15 protein-coding genes and 1 pseudogene are annotated in these 17,071 nt (G+C 46.3%); 10 read left to right on the top strand and 6 right to left on the bottom strand.

The features are described 5' to 3' along the window. Nucleotides 1-118 precede the first annotated feature (118 nt). From NDA06_RS02095 to NDA06_RS02085, 3 genes and pseudogenes are all read left to right on the top strand, one after another. Nucleotides 119-207: pseudogene (locus NDA06_RS02095) on the top strand (ChaB family protein); the annotation flags it as partial. A 134-nt stretch (nucleotides 208-341) separates the two neighbouring features. Beyond that, the gene (locus NDA06_RS02090) at nucleotides 342-530 is read left to right on the top strand and encodes a hypothetical protein (RefSeq protein WP_190987225.1); all 189 of its coding nucleotides are present in this window, start codon (nucleotides 342-344) and stop codon (nucleotides 528-530) included. Between the two features lie 29 nt (nucleotides 531-559). Beyond that, nucleotides 560-2,209 (top strand): alpha/beta hydrolase, encoded by a 1,650-nt coding sequence (locus NDA06_RS02085; protein WP_190987226.1) that lies wholly within the window; start codon nucleotides 560-562, stop codon nucleotides 2,207-2,209. Nucleotides 2,210-2,309: 100 nt separating this feature from the next. Here NDA06_RS02085 and NDA06_RS02080 read toward each other — a convergent pair whose 3' ends face one another. Next, nucleotides 2,310-2,435, bottom strand: a complete 126-nt coding sequence (locus tag NDA06_RS02080; protein WP_277877671.1) for a hypothetical protein — start codon at nucleotides 2,433-2,435, stop codon at nucleotides 2,310-2,312. Here NDA06_RS02080 and acs point away from each other — a divergent pair. From acs to NDA06_RS02065, 3 genes are all read left to right on the top strand, one after another. Continuing rightward, nucleotides 2,434-4,407, top strand: a complete 1,974-nt coding sequence (acs, locus tag NDA06_RS02075; RefSeq protein ID WP_190987227.1) for an acetate--CoA ligase — start codon at nucleotides 2,434-2,436, stop codon at nucleotides 4,405-4,407. The genes NDA06_RS02080 and acs overlap by 2 nt on opposite strands. Nucleotides 4,408-4,863: 456 nt before the next feature. Then, nucleotides 4,864-5,787, top strand: coding sequence for a nucleoside hydrolase (locus NDA06_RS02070; RefSeq protein ID WP_190984666.1), 924 nt, complete (start codon nucleotides 4,864-4,866; stop codon nucleotides 5,785-5,787). Nucleotides 5,788-5,896: 109 nt separating this feature from the next. Continuing rightward, on the top strand, nucleotides 5,897-7,525 hold the full coding sequence (locus NDA06_RS02065) for an alkaline phosphatase D family protein (RefSeq protein ID WP_190984665.1): 1,629 nt from the start codon (nucleotides 5,897-5,899) through the stop codon (nucleotides 7,523-7,525). A gap of 161 nt (nucleotides 7,526-7,686) precedes the next feature. Here NDA06_RS02065 and NDA06_RS02060 read toward each other — a convergent pair whose 3' ends face one another. Beyond that, a complete protein-coding gene (locus NDA06_RS02060) occupies nucleotides 7,687-8,031 on the bottom strand; it encodes a hypothetical protein (RefSeq protein ID WP_190415267.1) in 345 nt (114 codons plus the stop codon). Between the two features lie 470 nt (nucleotides 8,032-8,501). Here NDA06_RS02060 and NDA06_RS02055 point away from each other — a divergent pair, with 470 nt between their 5' ends. Further along, nucleotides 8,502-9,545, top strand: coding sequence for a hypothetical protein (locus NDA06_RS02055; protein ID WP_190415269.1), 1,044 nt, complete (start codon nucleotides 8,502-8,504; stop codon nucleotides 9,543-9,545). A gap of 300 nt (nucleotides 9,546-9,845) precedes the next feature. Here NDA06_RS02055 and NDA06_RS02050 read toward each other — a convergent pair whose 3' ends face one another. The 3 genes from NDA06_RS02050 to NDA06_RS02040 all read right to left on the bottom strand — a co-directional run bounded on the left by NDA06_RS02050 (nucleotide 9,846) and on the right by NDA06_RS02040 (nucleotide 14,041). Continuing rightward, the gene (locus tag NDA06_RS02050) at nucleotides 9,846-10,556 is read right to left on the bottom strand and encodes a DUF3558 domain-containing protein (RefSeq protein WP_242047343.1); all 711 of its coding nucleotides are present in this window, start codon (nucleotides 10,554-10,556) and stop codon (nucleotides 9,846-9,848) included. 127 nt (nucleotides 10,557-10,683) lie between these two features. Continuing rightward, nucleotides 10,684-11,568 carry a 16S rRNA (cytidine(1402)-2'-O)-methyltransferase gene (rsmI, locus tag NDA06_RS02045; protein WP_190984664.1) on the bottom strand — a complete coding sequence of 295 codons (885 nt, stop codon included), beginning with the start codon at nucleotides 11,566-11,568 and terminating at the stop codon, nucleotides 10,684-10,686. Nucleotides 11,569-11,632: 64 nt separating this feature from the next. After that, nucleotides 11,633-14,041 carry an EAL domain-containing protein gene (locus NDA06_RS02040; protein WP_242047342.1) on the bottom strand — a complete coding sequence of 803 codons (2,409 nt, stop codon included), beginning with the start codon at nucleotides 14,039-14,041 and terminating at the stop codon, nucleotides 11,633-11,635. A gap of 241 nt (nucleotides 14,042-14,282) precedes the next feature. Between NDA06_RS02040 and NDA06_RS02035 the strand changes: the two genes are divergently transcribed. From NDA06_RS02035 to NDA06_RS02025, 3 genes are all read left to right on the top strand, one after another. Next, nucleotides 14,283-15,155, top strand: a complete 873-nt coding sequence (locus NDA06_RS02035; RefSeq protein ID WP_190441162.1) for a sugar kinase — start codon at nucleotides 14,283-14,285, stop codon at nucleotides 15,153-15,155. 83 nt (nucleotides 15,156-15,238) lie between these two features. After that, nucleotides 15,239-15,709, top strand: a complete 471-nt coding sequence (locus NDA06_RS02030) for a hypothetical protein (RefSeq protein WP_190525620.1) — start codon at nucleotides 15,239-15,241, stop codon at nucleotides 15,707-15,709. A 1-nt stretch (nucleotide 15,710) separates the two neighbouring features. Continuing rightward, entirely contained in the window at nucleotides 15,711-16,604 is an 894-nt protein-coding gene (locus tag NDA06_RS02025) for a 3'(2'),5'-bisphosphate nucleotidase CysQ (protein ID WP_190430366.1), read from the top strand. A gap of 177 nt (nucleotides 16,605-16,781) precedes the next feature. Here the strand turns inward: NDA06_RS02025 and NDA06_RS02020 are convergent, their stop codons facing one another. Beyond that, a complete protein-coding gene (locus NDA06_RS02020; protein ID WP_190415279.1) occupies nucleotides 16,782-17,015 on the bottom strand; it encodes a Nif11-like leader peptide family natural product precursor in 234 nt (77 codons plus the stop codon). Nucleotides 17,016-17,071: the final 56 nt, after the last annotated feature.

The following is a 17,071-nucleotide window of genomic DNA, read 5'->3' as shown; positions in this document are numbered from 1 at the left end:
AAAATGGTTGATACTTTGCTTGCTACTGCACTTGATTTAGTCAATCCAAAACACCTACGCAACTGGTTCACAAACTGCTGCTACTGTACTTCATGAACTTGCAATCTGCTGTAAAGAGGAAGAAACTGCCTTCAAGGTTGCTTGGAGTGCGTAAAGCGCGATTACGAAAAGGGAGATGATGGGAACTGGCATAAAAAGCCGGAATAGATATGACAACAATAAAATCAGGTTTGCCTGAATGGAGCTTATAGGGAGCTTTTTCCAGGTAAATGGGCGCAATGCGCGATCGCTCTCTCATGTTTGCGAGCGATGCGTAGAAAATAACATCGACTGGTTTATCGATGCGATCGCCTCCTGAAGAGCCAGCTGAAGCCGCTCAAGCAGAAGTGACAACAGCTCAAGCCGAAGCTGCTGCGAAGCAACGAACAGCACTTCATGCAAACGCGATCGCAGTAGAAAGAGATGCGCTCGCGCTTATTAACATCTGCAAACAACTCTGGAGTCTGGTTCCTCCAATAGGTAGACAATAGTGCTTCATACCCAAAGTACAGAGGTCACAATGTCTGAACCCACAAGAAGTCCCCAACCAATCATTTTAATTCGAGGTTTTGGTGGACTCGACGTTGCCGACGAGAAAAAAGACACCTACCAGAGATTTAATGTTGGTACCGTTTACCCTCAAAAACAAGGTGAAAACTACATCTACGAGGGGCTAATTCTGCGGTTTATGAAGTCGAACTGGAAGTACCAAGACACCACTAACGTCGTCGGGTACTACGGTAAAACTTATGCCTACGAACCGCTGCTACCGGAGAAACTGAAGCGCTCCACAGATAAGGATATCGTGGAAAAATTTATGCGCTTGAAGGAGTTGGGCTATTTTTCTGGCAATAAGATCATTATCGACCCCGGCATGGCGCTACATCTGCTGGAAACGGTGGAGCAACCCTGGCAAACTCTCTGGGTATTTCGGTACTACGACTTGGACGAGCGAAAATTTAACGTGTATGGTGAAGCTCTCGTTCGCTTGATCGACTTTATTCGGGAACTCACAGTCCAAAAGGAAGGCTTTAAGCCCAAGGTGAATATCATTGCCCATTCAATGGGTGGACTCATCGCACGCGAGGCAGTTCAACGCACTTATCCAACCTCGAAGCAACAGAAGGCAGAGAATTACATTAACAAAATTGTCACCCTCGGTACGCCGCACCAAGGCATCAGTTTCCAAATTCTCAAAAATTGGATCAATATTAGTGCGGAAGATGAGTTAAAGCATTTTAATCCTGATTTTCAAAAAGACCCTAGAAATGATGCGGCTTTCGTTAATTTTCACAACTATTTTCCCGCAGAACGACTGCTGACAGTGGTTGGAACAAACTACCGTAGCTACGACGCCGCGATCGCATCTCGGTTAAATCGCGCCTTCTCCCTAGAGGGCGAGTATGGGGCAAACTACAATCGCAGCGATGGTTTAGTCAAACAAACTTCGGCGCAAATCCCCGGCACACCGCGCACTTTCGTCCACAAGTGCCACGGGGGTGACGACTCGCTGATTACTTCACGAGAAGCGTTTGAAGTGGCAACCCGCTTCTTTTTTGGGAACGTGCGATCGCGTCTGCGCTTGGTGAAGGGAAAAGTTACTCGTGGTAAGGATTTCTTCGGCAAGAGCGAATTTTTTCTGGGCGTTTCTATCAAGCCGCGGGGTGTAGATTTCGAGCTTTTCCATCAAAGTAAAGATGCCGAAAATTGCTATGGCCCCTTTAGTCAAGTTGATCCACTTGACAAAAATGTTAACTTTTCGGAAGCCAATCAGAGTCTCGGTTTTCCTTGGGCAGATACTAACAAACTCATCTGGCAAGGATACCTCGACACGAAAAAGAGCCTCAGTACCAAAGATATGGTGTTGCGCGTAGAATTTTATATTGGCGAACGCGATCTTTATGGCTTTGGTTTCTCGGACAACAAGATTTTCAACAAGCAGTACTACGTCCGTGCCTTGCTACCAACCAATCTACAGCCCAACCTGAAACTCTACCTCCATGCCGATGAGCAGTTTATGCGGGAAGGCTTCCAGCCTTCGCCGCAGGAGGAGATGCAGAAGGTGAACGGCGGCTGGCAGTTTGATGTCAGAGAAACCGGGTTCGAGGGGACTTTCCGGATCGAACTGGATAAAATTCCCGAAAATGGTCAGCCAATCCCGTTTGTATAGGTAATTCTTGTCACCTTTCCCCAACCTCTCTCCAGAATGGGAGAGCTTTCAATTGTCCTCCTTCCCATGTAAGGAAGGGGATTAGGGGGTTAGGTGTATCTTAAGTAGCGATCGCAGAGTGGGGGCTGAGGACAGTTTGCTTTTCTTTACGAAACTCACAACACTTTTGGTCGGATCTACCTCCAGAATGGTTTTGAGTAACAACGCCGATTACAGCAATCATCATGTCTCAGCCCACAATAGAATCCATCCTTCAAGAAAAACGCTTATTCCAGCCACCGGCTGAATTTTCACAAAAGGCACATATTAAAAGCCTGGAGGAATACCAGCAACTTTATGACCGCGCGAAGGCTGACCCCCAGAAGTTTTGGGCAGAACTTGCAGAACAAGAGTTGCACTGGTTCCAGAAGTGGGATACGGTGCTGGATTGGCAACCGCCTTTTGCCAAGTGGTTTGTGGGTGGTAAAACAAATATTTCCTACAACTGCCTGGATAGACACTTAACTACCTGGCGCAAGAACAAAGCCGCTTTAATTTGGGAAGGGGAACCGGGCGACTCGCGGACCCTGACTTATTCCCAGTTGCATCGGGAAGTTTGTCAATTTGCGAATGTTTTGAAACAGTTAGGCGTGGAAAAAGGCGATCGCGTCGGGATTTATATGCCGATGATTCCGGAAGCCGCGATCGCGATGTTAGCTTGTGCCAGAATTGGGGCAGCCCACAGCGTCGTTTTTGGCGGTTTCAGTGCAGAAGCGTTGCGCGATCGCTTAATCGATGGACAAGCCAAAGTAGTTGTCACCGCTGATGGCGGTTGGCGCAAGGATGCGATCGTTCCCCTCAAAGAGCAAGTTGATAAAGCTTTAGCTGATGGCGCTGTCCCCAGCGTGCAAAACGTCCTAGTTGTCAAACGCACTGGACAAGAAATTTATATGCAGACAGGCGGACGCGACCATTGGTGGCATGAGATGCAAAAGACTATCTCCGCCGATTGTCCCGCCGAACCGATGGATAGCGAAGATTTGCTGTTCATCCTCTATACCAGCGGCAGTACCGGCAAACCGAAAGGCGTTGTGCATACCACTGCTGGTTACAACCTCTACACCCACATGACCACCAAGTGGATTTTTGACCTTCAGGATACGGATGTCTACTGGTGTACTGCTGATGTGGGCTGGATTACCGGACACAGCTACATTGTCTATGGTCCCCTATCCAACGGTGCCACCACCGTAATGTACGAAGGTGCGCCTCGTGCCTCGAATCCCGGCTGTTTTTGGGATGTCATTGAAAAACACGGTGTCAACGTTTTTTATACCGCACCGACGGCAATTCGCGCTTTCATCAAGATGGGCGAAGACTTACCCAACGCCAGAAATCTCTCTTCCCTACGATTGCTGGGAACCGTAGGCGAACCAATTAACCCGGAGGCGTGGATGTGGTATCACCGCGTAATTGGTGGCGAAAAGTGTCCGATTGTCGATACCTGGTGGCAAACTGAGACGGCTGGCATTATGATTACGCCGCTACCTGGGGCAATTCCCACTAAACCCGGTTCTGCTACCCTTCCTTTTCCTGGAATCCTCGCTGATATTGTGGATTTGGAAGGCAACCCAGTCCCCGCCAGCGAAGGTGGATATCTGGTCGTTAAGCATCCTTGGCCTGGGATGATGCGAACCGTCTACGGTGACCCCGATCGCTTCCGCCGCACCTACTGGGAACACATCCCCCCCAAAGATGGGCATTATGTCTACTTTGCCGGAGATGGTGCCAGACGCGATGAGGATGGTTATTTTTGGGTGATGGGGCGTGTGGACGATGTGCTGAATGTGTCAGGACACCGCTTAGGCACGATGGAAGTGGAATCCGCTTTAGTTTCTCATCCTGCGGTTGCTGAAGCTGCGGTTGTGGGTAAGCCGGATGAACTCAAAGGTGAAGAAGTAGTCGCTTTTGTTACTTTAGAAGGTACGTATAGTCCCAGTGAAGAACTGAGTAAAGAACTCAAAAAACACGTTGTCGCGGAGATAGGCGCGATCGCGCGTCCCGGTGAAATTCGCTTCACCGACTCCTTACCCAAAACTCGTTCGGGTAAGATTATGCGGCGACTGTTGCGAAATCTCGCTTCTGGTCAAGAAGTCTCCGGCGACACCTCTACGCTAGAGGATCGCGGTGTGTTAGATAAACTCCGAGAAGAAGCGTAATTTTTTTAACGCAAAGGTACGCAGTAGGGGCAGGTCTTAAACCCGCCCCTACCCCAAAGGTTCGCCAAGGAAATTCTCTGCGAACCTCTGCGATTTCCTTAGCGTACCTTTGCGTTTAAAAAAGTGTTGGCAGACATTGCCCACTCTACAATTCAACTATTTTGAAAATAGACTATTTTGGCATAGCTTCATAAGAAGCTAAAAAGCCACTGGAAGTCAGCATTTATTCAACCCCTTATCTGCATAAGTATCGGCATCCTTGCGGGAATCAGCATATCCCCTGTAGTGCTGGTTCAAACAAGTGTTATCTCTGAGAATGGTGATAGATATTTGTTGTCTTACCCATGTGCAACAGAAGATGCGATCGCTATCTTTAACTCCACTTCAGAGGGGAGAATTAGCGAAGTTAGCACAATGCGTTGTATCTGATTCTGACCCTAATTAAGGCAGAGATTTATGTCCAAAAAACTGGTACTCATGGATCACGATGGCGGCGTTGATGATTATCTTGCCACGATGCTGCTGATGACAATGGATGACGTTCAGCCACTTGGCATCGTTGTGACGCCAGCAGATTGCTATGTTCAGCCAGGGGTGAGTGCTACGCGCAAGATTTTAGATTTGATGGGGCGTTCAGAAGTGCCAGTGGCAGAAAGTACAGTGAGGGGGATCAATCCATTTCCACGCCTATTTCGCCGCGATTCGTTTGTTGTCGATCATCTCCCAATTCTTAACGAACGAGAAACAATTCAGACACCGCTAGTGCCAGAATCGGGTCAGAAATTTATGGTGCGATCGCTCCAATCTGCACCCTCACCCGTAACACTGATGGTAACTGGCCCTTTGACAACAGTAGCCACTGCACTGGATATGGCACCGGAGATTGAAGGGAAAATCGAGAAAATTGTTTGGATGGGAGGTGCATTAAATGTTCCGGGTAACGTTAGCCGCGATATCGAACCAGGACAAGATGGTTCGGCTGAATGGAATGTCTACTGGGACCCCATCTCAGCAAATCGAGTTTGGGAAACATCAATCCCCATCGTACTTTGCCCGTTAGACCTGACTAACAATGTGCCGGTGACATCAGAAGTAGTGTGCCAATTAGGTAAACAGCGGCGCTATCCTATTTCCGATTTAGCAGGGCAATGTTATGCGCTGGTGATTCCTCAAGATTATTATTTTTGGGATATTTTAGCTACGGCTTATCTTGCCCATCCGGAGTTTTATGAAGTGTTAGAAGAGGAGACAATAATTATCACGACTGGCCTTAGCCAAGGGCGAACCAAAGTGGAGCCTAGCGGGCGGAAAATTCGGGTGATGCAAAAGGTAGATAAGGAGCGATTCTACGATTACATTTTGCAGCAATGGGCGCGTTAAGGAAAATCATTCCAAGTTTCTGAAAGTAAATAAAAATAGAGGGTTTCCGGAACGGGGCTTTCCTAAAGAGAAGAAAAAATATATATCAGATTCTCGTTCGGAAACCTCTATGTTTACCTCTATTGATTTGAGTCTATCTACCTTACCTAATGGCGTTGCTTCTGGGGATACAACACAAACCTCAACCGTTTTGTGGACACGCAGCACCGCCAAAGGGACAGTTTTCTTTGAATACTCAATTCAGCCGAACTTCTGCACCATTCTTGGCACTGCCAGCGGCTTAGTTACCGATTCCAACCAACCTATAAAGGTAGAGTTAACTAACTTAAAGCCTAGGACAACTTATTATTATCGAGTCACCGACGCTGCTGGAACGTGTGCTGGTGGTCAGTTCCGTACCGCCGCTGAGTTGGGGACTCCTGCTGGTTTGCGGTTCGGGGTGGCGGGGGACTGGCACGGCGATTTAGCACCCTACCCAGCGATCGCTAATGTACCAGAACGTCAACTAGAGTTCTTCGTTGCACATGGCGATACTGCTTATGCTGACCTGAAGACGCCGGATTTAGACAGACCCGCTTCTACCCTTGACGAGTTTCGCATCAAGTTCAACGAAGTTTATTCCGCCCGTTTGGGGTTAAATACATGGGCGGATCTTCGCGCCTCTACTTCCATCCTCGCTACAATTGATGACCACGAAGTTGATGATAATTTTGCAGGGGGCGCACCAGCATCCTCTCATCGGAATGTGCGCTTCGGCACAGGTGGCGAGTTAATTAACAATACCGAACTGTTTAAAAATGCTCTACAAGCATTTCAGGAATACCATCCTCTACGCGATGAATTTTATGGGGAAACGGGCGAAGAACGCACGACAAATAAGCGCAAGCTTTATCGTTACAACACCTATGGCAGTGACGCGGCTGTTTTCATCCTAGATACCCGCTCTTTCCGCGATGCTAATTTGCCGCTTTCTTTTAACCCTACTAAGGAACAAGAAAAAGAGTTTTTAACTCGTTCTTTTGAGCCAAATCGCACGTTCTTAGGTCAACAACAACTTACGGACTTACAACGGGATTTGCTAGATGCCCAAAATAACTGCATTACCTGGAAGTTTATTTTGATTCCCGAACCCATCCAAAATTTGGGCATCCCCGTTGCCAACGACCGCTATGAAGGTTTTGCAGCAGAACGCACCCAACTGCTGCGTTTTATTAAAGAAAATTGCATCAAAAATGTTGTGTTTATCTCTGCTGATTTTCATGGCACAGCGGTGAACAATCTCACCTATCAAGAGTCTCCCGATGGGGTTCAGATCCCGGTTGATGCCTTTGACATTATGACGAGTCCGGTGGCATTCTATGAGCCGTTTGGGCCTACTAGCGTAAGATTTTCCAGCCTCACGTCAGAGGAAAAAGCTGCTTATGAGGCTCTGCCAACTATCCACGAGAAGGATGAATTTGTCAAAAATTTAGTGGATGCCCGTCTTATCCCCTTCGGCTACAATCCTCTAGGGCTGGAAGGTTCGGGAATTGATGCTACCCTGCTTAAAGGTAGCTATGTGGCGGCTCATGTCTATGGCTGGACTGAGTTTGAAGTAGATGCCTCCACGCAACAATTGCGCGTAATAACCTATGGAATTGAACCCTATTCCTTAGAGCAACTAACAGCAAATCTCAGCACTATTATCAGCCAGACGCCCATTATTATTAGTGAGTTTATCGTTAATTCTAAGAATTAGAAAATAAGCGCGATCGCTTTCAGCATCTTTTTTTTGGGACTCACTCACTAGCTAAACTCAAATCTTCTCAAAACGAATCATTACAGCAATATAAAACACTAGAGACGCGATTAATCGCGTCTCTACTCATAAATAGACGATTCGGTAACAAGCGGCTTAACTTAAAAAGTAATTCTTCCCTCATTGAGCAATTTGTAGCCGCCAGCCAAAGCAGCAAATCCGACAAAGAAGTTCCAGAGGCTAGTTTGTCTTAAAATTACGCCACCGCTCATAAAAACTAGCACAATTCCTAAACCCAACAAAAATGCTCCAAAGGTGCCCGTTTCTCTTCTAAAAAACATCAGACAAATCACACCGCCCATAATGGCTAAAACGGAACCCATTGCTGGTAAGTTCCGCCAATAGTAAGGGAAGTAGTGACTAGCAAAAATAATATTTTTACCTAAAAAGTAAACTCCAGCCAGAAGCAGGATGAATCCTATTAATTTGATGAAGAGTCTAGTCATAATTTTGGCTATGGTTTCTAACTAAAGTTATTGTATGCAGCCGAGTCAGTACCGCAACCCTTAGTTTTACCGAACTCTTATCTCAGGTTGTAACTTCCGGTAGAGGAAATTACTTAAATGTAACACTACATGATAGCTAGCCAGAGTGAAGAAAGGGTGTAGAACCCTCTGCTGGACAAATAAATCAGCAAATTTATGAGAATCGTTGATTTAAGTTAACATTCGTAAATATTTGTTCTCCGATTGTCAGAAATCAGTAAAAATACTGAATACTCAATCTTAATTAAAGAATTTGTATAACTTTTGTAAAAAGTTGGTAAAATACAAAACCATTTTCAAGTTTTGTATTTTTGGCAACAGACTCGGATAACCCTACTGTGTGTTAGCTTGATTTTTCCAGATTGAGAAACCTTGGCTGAATTGCCTTGGATGGCTAAATTTCCCTTTTTTTAACAATTTTGGATTTTGTGATGACTCCCTCATTAGCATCTGCTCCGGCTAAAGTTCAGTCTCCTCACGTTGCAATCCGCAACTCATCAAAATCGAATGTTCATTCTCTGGCAGCACTGTGGGCACGAAAATACTATCGTGCAGTTACAGTGGACTATGATACCGAGCATCTAAGACAAAATGAATTTTTAAAAGAAGTAACGTCCAAGGAAGGTCGAGCTTGCACAGCGAACAAGCTAATGCAAAACCTGACTTTGGCGAGTGCTAGAGCCTGGACTAAGACAGAAACGCTGTTATCGGAAGAGATTCGGCGTCATGGCATCAACCCAGACTTAATCAATCCATTAGAAATTGCTGCCGATACTCGCTACTTATTTCAAAAAGTTTTGAATGGTTATGCTGAGCGAGCTACAGCACAACGGGTGTCAGTGATTGCAGGTAGTGACTTTGGGCAGGTACGCGACAAATACACTAACGTCGATCCCCGTGCCATCGGCTTTGTAAGTATGCAGTTTCATTACACAGGTCAGATGTTACTGGAGTGGCTTTCGCCGCCAGAGAAAGCGCTGTGGATGCCGTACTTAAAAATGATGGACGATCATATGTATATGCCGCTACGAGCTGCCTACTCAGCAGCGGCTAACTATAATTATGATTCTCCAGTTTTAGCCGCAGTTCAGCATCTTCTACCGATTAGTAGCAAAATTGCCGAAACGGTTTGTAATCAGGTTTGCCGCCTACATTCCAACCATCGCACTTACAGCGGATCTCTGAGCGAAGCAGTCGTCAGAACCGCCAGCATTCGCGATGCTGAGATGTTTCAGGTTTATCTGTGTTTATGCGTTTTGGAACATGATATCTGCTCCGTACAGCGAGAACTGTTTCCTTTATGCGTGATGTTATATCCTCGCTTAAATGTGAGCTGGAGATTGGTGCAAGATATGCTTCAGGCAATGGGTTGGGCAATGCACTCCCATCTGAGCGCTGATGATATGGCAATCTTGTTACCTTATTTACGGACGATGACGGAAATGTTTTCTTTGGAAGTGTTTCAGGGCGGCTGAGGTGATGAGTAATTAGTGAGTAGTCATTCTTAACGAATGACTACTCATAACCTTCTAAGCTTTCCGAAAAGCTTATGTATTACCGATAAGTTTCACAATCCTTTAGCTGCAACCCTGCCAGATTTCAAGAGATGTGGGTCATGCATAGACCGAAAAGCGATGAGGGAGAATATCGATACCCTTTCGCCTAAAGGTCGCCACAAATAAATTTTTGGAAGTGCCTACTGGCAGAGATGGAATAACCCTAAGGAGTTCACAATTTGGATTGAGAACTCGAAAATCTAAAACGCAGTTCCTTTATCAATTCACTTCAACTGAGCGAATAGAGGCAGCGTCTTTAAATTGCTTTGTCTCAGCCAATCCGCCCGATCCTGATTTTGAAGAATAAACTCCTATCAAGCTTGCATCATTAGCATTTCCAAGACGGAAGGAGATACTCTTAGCTGGTTGATTGGCAAACCGGACGTATTCTCTGCCTTCATTGTCAAGGTTGTAAGACAAGGTAGCGTCTCCGTAGGCTGCCTCTGCTTGTTTGAGAGAGGTTCCGGGACCAACTCCTTTTTCAGTTTTATAGTTAGAATTTTCGGTTACTAAAGCATCGATTTTGCCCGAATCAGTGAGGGGGTTCCCGGCTGGGTAGAGGATGTAATATTGCACCTTTCCATTTTGGCTGACAGCGATCGCATCAAAATCCACGATGTAAGGCGACTGCACCTTAAATTCAGCTTTTGAACCCAGCTCTTTTTTGAGTTCGCCTAAAGTCATTCCCAGCTTAGCCGGGCCAATCCCTGTGGCTGAAATTTTTTGGCTTTCAGAAATTGTTTCCGAAACTGGGCTAGGACTTGGAGATTCCGTAGCCGGGGTGGGACTAGGCGACCCTTGTACTGTCTGAGGTGTCGCTGTGCTGGTAGGTGAAACGGATGCTTGTGGAGTTGGCGGCGTCGCCGTGCTACAACCCACGAGTGTCATGAGCAAAAGCAAGGAACTAGAGAGAAAAAATCGAGCTTTCACGGGCTAAACCTAACGCAATTATGTATCGAGTCTGTTATTGAGATGAGGTAATGAGTAATTGTCATTTTTCCTTAGCCCTTAGTGCTTATGTTGCTACTAACTAAGAACTAAAGGCTAATAACTAATTTTAGGGTTCATCTACTTCTTTCTCCTCAGTTAGAGCTTCAGCCGGAATTTCTAGCGCTAACTGATAGAGGTGGCGGCGGGAAAAAGAGGTGGCTTTTGCTAACTGGCGACTGGCTTGCGATCGCGAGATTCCTGCTTGCAGGAGATGTTGTAACTCGGCTTTTAGCGCCTCTTCCGACAGCATTGGCATCGTTAACTCGGCACCGGCAACGACGAGGGTAAATTCTCCTTGGGGTTCGCGGGTGGCATAGCGATCGCTTCCTTCCCTAATGGTGCCCCGCCAAAACTCCTCGTGCAACTTGGTTAACTCCCGCGCCAGTACAATTTGGCGGCTGAGTCCCAATACAGCCCCTAAGTCTTGCAGCGTTTGTCGTAACCGATGAGGAGCTTCGTAAAATACAATCGTGCGGTTTTCGCTTTGTAAAGCTTCCAAACGTTCTTGCCGTTCTTGACCTTTTGCGGGTAAAAAGCCTTCAAACACAAATTTGTCTGGGGGGAGTCCGGCGGCACTTAAGGCAGTCGTGACGGCAGTACAACCAGGGACGGGAACGACGGAAATGGCTGCTTCGATACAAGCTTTCACCAGTTCGTAGCCTGGATCGGAGATTCCCGGCATTCCGGCATCGGTGACAAGTGCGATCGCTTTCCCGATTTTGAGTTGTTCCAACAACTCTGGAATCCGCTGCTGCTGGTTGTGTTCGTGGTAACTCCACTGGGGAGTTTTAATTTGAAAATGCTGCAACAGCTTCCCCGTGTGGCGCGTATCCTCGGCTGCGATCGCGTCCACCGTTTGCAAAATTCGCACTGCCCGAAAGGTCATATCTTCCAGGTTGCCTATCGGTGTCCCGACGATGTAAAGTGTCCCCAATTTTGGCTCAGTTTGCATCAAATCAATTAAAAATTAACAAGTAAAATTAAAAAAGAACAATTTCCTTTTTAATTTTACATTTTTAATTGAATTCTAGTGGCTGGGGTTTGGCAATGACATAACCTTGGGCATAATCTATTCCTAAAAATTTTACCTTCTCTAAAATCGAGTCATTCGTGACAAACTCAGCAATTGTTTTCAGACCCATGACGTGCCCAACGCGGTTAATCGCTTCCACCAGTGCCAAATGAATTGGGTCATCGGCAATATCTTTTACAAAACTTCCATCAATTTTTAAGTAATCTAGTGGCAGATATTTGAGATAAGCAAACGAGGACATCCCGCTGCCAAAATCATCTAAAGCAAAACGACACCCTAAAGCTTTAACTTCCTTAATTAACCCTGAGACTTTACTCAAATTTGCAATCGCAACACTTTCAGTAATCTCAAAGCAGATCATCTGTGGGGGGATTTTATAGACGGAAAACTGCTCTTTAAGGAATTCTATAAACTGGTCGTCATTAACGGTAGCACCAGAGAGATTGATAGTATACAGGGGAAAAGATGAAGGAGGAAGGATGTAGGGTGTTAGCGGAGGCGAAGTGGCAACATTGCTAGCACCAGCAACGAAGGAGTTGCGAATCCTTCCCCTAGGGTAAGATGCAAAATTCTGAAATTGGGGTTCTAAATTCTGAATTTCTGATTGGTGAAGCATCGCCAAGAAGGTACGGATCACCCAGCGGTCTATTGCAGGCATTAGGTTGTATCGCTCAGCGGCGGGGAGAAATGCCATTGGCGGGATCAACTCGCCTCTGTCATCCACGAAACGCAGCAGAACTTCGTAATGTTCGCCGGTGGTTAGTTCGGCATTCAAAGGGGCAATCGGTTGGTAGTACAAGCAGAATTGATTCTTGGCTGGTAACGTATTTTCAGGAGTAGCCAAAAGCTTCACAGACCCGCTTTGCGCGATCGCTTGATTCAATCGGCTCAACCATTGCACTTCATTGTGCTGCTGCGCCAGTTTTTGATCGTCAGCTTGGTAGACATACACGCGATTCCGTCCCCGATTTTTAGCTTCATAGCAAGCTGCATCAGCAGCACTAACAACGCCCGACAAACTGGAAGAATTGGCGTCAAATGTCACGACACCAATACTGACACCGACCGTAAAAGTTTTATCCTGCCACGCAAATCGAAACTCCTGAATGGTCTCCAAGAGCGACTGAGCAACTCGTAGTGCTTCATCTGTCGGACATTGGTACAGCAGCACGGCGAATTCATCACCGCCCAATCGTGCCAGAACATCAGTTCTCCGCACCCGGCTTTGTAACAAACTACTGATTTGACGCAATAATTCATCGCCAGCAACATGACCGCAAGTATCGTTAACAATCTTGAACCGATCGAGATCCAGATAGCAAAGCGTGTGTTCTTGGTTTTGCATTCTGGTATTTGACACCGCTTCCTGCAAACGTTGCTCAAATTCGTGACGGTTGGCGATTCCCGTCAGTGGATCGTGGTTTGCTTGCCAGGAGAGCTTTTCGTTGACTTTGGTGAGTTCGGCAGTTCGTTCTCCCACCACTTTTTCTAGATGTTCTTGGTACTGTTTGAGTGCTGCCTCTGCTTTCTTGCGGGCGGTGATATCTTCCACCAGGCGAATGCCAAATTGCGGTTTGCCCTCAGCGTCCCGCACTTGGGAAACAGTAATGTTGCACCACAACAGCTGCCCATTTTTTCCCAGGTAACGCTGCTCCATTTGATAGCAATCCCGACCCCAAATCAGATGTCCGTCCTTTCCCAGATAACGCTTCGCCATCTGAGAATAGTCATATTTGCCGATAATTAAATTGATGTAACGATCCCAACCCATCTCGTCTGGAGTGGTATTTTCTTGAATATATCCTTCGGGCAATTTATCCTCGTTGCAGCCCAGCATCCGTTGGAGCGCCGGATTCGTTGTCACAACATGACCTTCCATGTCTACGATCGCGATTCCCATGCCTGCTCCCTCAAAAATTGAGCGAAAGCGAGCTTCGCTATGCCGCAATGCTGCTTCTGCTTGCTGGCGTTCGATGACTTCCTGACTGAGTTTTTGGTTCGTTGCTTCTAGTTGTGCCTGACTGGGAATTGCCAGTGCTTTGGGAATCAAACGAATCAGTTCGACAGCTGTGTAACCGGAAATGATAGCGGTAATCACTTTGACGGCACCCGAAAGCCAATAAGCTGGATGCCAGAGAGTCCAGATTTCCATCAGGTGGGTCGTGCCACAGGAAACAATGAAAGCTCCAAACAGGAAAAATATCCTTCGGAAGGGCAAATCCTGTCGTTGGTGGATGAAATAGAGCAAGGCGAGGGAAATCGAGTAATAGGCGATCGCAATCAACGCATCTGCCACAATATGCAGCGAGACTAACCCTGGTTGCCAGAGATAGCCGCGCCCGTGGGGAATAAACCAATTTGGAGAGATTAAATTTTTTAAAAATTGCAGCATTAGTCGTGAATCCTTAAGGATTAGCGGTAGGTTTGATTAATCTGCAAGGATGTTCAACAAAGGTTCCCGCTACTTTTAGGATGCCCAAAAAATTTGCTGCATTTCACAATTAATTGGCTTTCTAGATAAACTTTTGAGTTAATTTTTATGTGTTAATCGTTGTCGGTAATAATTTTAGCAACTAGCATTTAACCCACTTGTCCGTAGAGAATTGGGTCAGTCGGAACAGGAAAAATAATCAATGGCTTTTCAGGGACTTTTTGTAGGATTAGTTACCTTAGACCTGGTGTATTTAACGACGGGTCTACCCGAACAAAATCAGAAAATTGTTGCATCTGACTATACGGTGGCGGCAGGAGGCCCTGCGACCAATGCAGCCGTGACTTTTAGTTATTTGGGCAATCGAGCAAGTCTTTTAGGTATAGTTGGTATTCATCCAATTAATTGCCTGATCCGGACTGATTTGGACAGTCACTCAGTGACGCTGATAGACCTGTCACCTAGCCAATCTGAACCTCCGCCGGTATCTTCTATTATCACGACTCAGGCAACAGGCGAGCGCGCGGCAATCTCGATCAATGCGACGAAAACACAAGTTAGCGGTGAATGTCTGCCCCTCAATATTTTACAGGAAATTGATATTGTACTCATTGATGGGCACCAAATGGCAGTTGGGGAGAAAATTGCCCGATTAGCTAAAGAAAATCAGATCCCTGTTGTCATAGATGGCGGCAGTTGGAAGCCTGGATTTGAAAGAATATTGCCCTTTGTAGATTACGCCATTTGTTCGGAAAATTTTCATCCCCCAAGTTGCGATCGCGCACAGCAGGAAGTTCTTTCTTATCTATCCGCACTAGGGATTCCTCACATCGCTATCACTGGCGGAGAGAAACCTATCCAATATCTTTCGCAGGGTACAAGCGGATCGATAGAAGTTCCCCAAATAAATCCCGTTGATACGATGGGTGCTGGGGACATTTTCCACGGTGCCTTTTGTAACTATATCCTACGGAAAAGTTTTGCCGATGCGATCGCATCGGCGGCAAAAATTGCCTCTCATTCCTGTCAATTTTTTGGCACTCGTCGATGGATGCAGAAAACAGCACCAAAGTAATCAGAATTAACCAATCTTAAACTTGGGAGAGGGAACCGGCAGCATATAATAAATCAACTGGCTTAAGACAGAAATTCTCAGAAATGGAAAGCACTTATCAAAAAAGCGGTTTGACCCGCAGACAACATCTTTGGATTGCTGGTAGCCTCTGGACGCTAGTAGGCTTAGGGCTTTTTAGCATGGGGTTGGTATTCTGGTTTAAATTCCCTTATTTGGGATTGTTAGATGGACAGCATTTGGGGTGGGGTGCAGCAGCTTTTAGTCTTGGTCTAATTAAAGGGAAACTGATTCTCGATCGCACTGCAAATCGCGTAATTAATAGGGTAGAAACACTACAGGAACCAAACCCGTTCAAGAGCATTTTCCAAATGTTTGGAGTCAAAACCATTGCTTTAATTGTGGCAATGATGAGCATTGGTATCGGATTGCGACGTGCGGGTGTTAGCTTTGAAGTGAGGGGTTTAATTTACATAGCGGTTGGCGCTGCCCTGCTGTGGAGTTGTCGCCGCTACTGGATAGCCTCCACCCAAGTGCCGACAGCCGAGGAAGCTTAAAGTGACAGTATTAAAATCGTTGGGCGAAAACCGATATGAGGGGCTAGAAGAAATTGTCGCGATCGCTCGAAGTGTAGGTTGGGGTGCCGCCGATATCCTCCAGTCTTACTATCGCGGCGATCGTAGCACCGATGATTTGGAAGTTGAAAACAAAAAAGATGGTCCTGTCACGGCAGCAGATGTCGCCGTCAACGAATACATCCTCTATAACTTGCAGGCGTCTCTCAACAGCCCGGATTTCGGATATTTAAGCGAAGAAACCTATAAATCTCAGACACCAGCAGTAGAGCAACCTTGGGTTTGGATCGTTGACCCCCTCGATGGAACGCGAGACTTTATCGATCGGACGGGTGAATTTGCAATTCATATTGCCTTAACGCACCAAGGGCGTCCCATTCTGGCAGTGGTCGCGTTGCCAGAGGCAGGAAAATTGTATTACGCAACCAAAGGCGGCGGCACCTATATGGAAACTCGTGAAGGCCAACCCAAGCCAGTTCGCGTATCGGAACGCAACGCCCTTGAAGAACTCACCTTAGTCGTTAGTCGCACCCATCGAGATGAGCGTTTCAATCAGCTAGTGCAACACCTGCCGTTTAAAAATAAACACTATGTCGGCAGTGTCGGCTGCAAAATTGCCACCATCATCGACCACCAAGCAGACGTTTATATCTCTCTGTCTGGTAAATCTGCTCCCAAAGATTGGGATATGGCGGCTCCAGAGCTAATTTTGACGGAAGCAGGCGGACAATTCACCCACGCTGATGGCACTCCCCCCAAGTACAACCAGGGGGATGTGAATCAATGGGGTTGTCTAATTGGGAGTAATGGTCACTCTCACGACACGCTTTGCGCCCAAGCCTCAGAAATTCTGGCTCAATTGGACGCGCCCGCTTAGGTTGCACCGTGCGATCGCGTCTAAAACGCCATTAAAGCGCGATCGCGTTTCCCACCAGTAAAACCATGAATATTTCTTAGCACCATCATCAATTAAAAATTAGAAATTAAAAATGCCAAGTTTTTAATTTTGCATTTTTAATTGATGATTGAGTAGTTTTACTAAGAATCAATCAGATTACCTAGGAGTTAGGTGTCTCCGGGGACCAATACCTGGATTGATAACGGCTGCCAACTCCTCCTCAGATAAATTCTCGATTTCATTATTCAGTTCTTGAACCGTGAAGTCATAGCCACGTTCACGGGCAATCTGGATGAAGGTTTCTGGGTTAGTGGTTGCTTTGAGTCTTGCTTGTAATGCTTGATCTTCTTTAACTGCTTTGAACAAACTGGCAGCGCTTTCCTGTGCCATGACAATACATCTCCATTAAATATGTGTGATTTAAATGCGTGATTCCGATGCACTAA

This window comes from Trichocoleus sp. ST-U1 (assembly GCF_039961835.1).
Lineage (GTDB): Bacteria > Cyanobacteriota > Cyanobacteriia > Cyanobacteriales > FACHB-T130 > FACHB-T130.
This window is presented reverse-complemented; position numbering and strand designations above follow the sequence as displayed.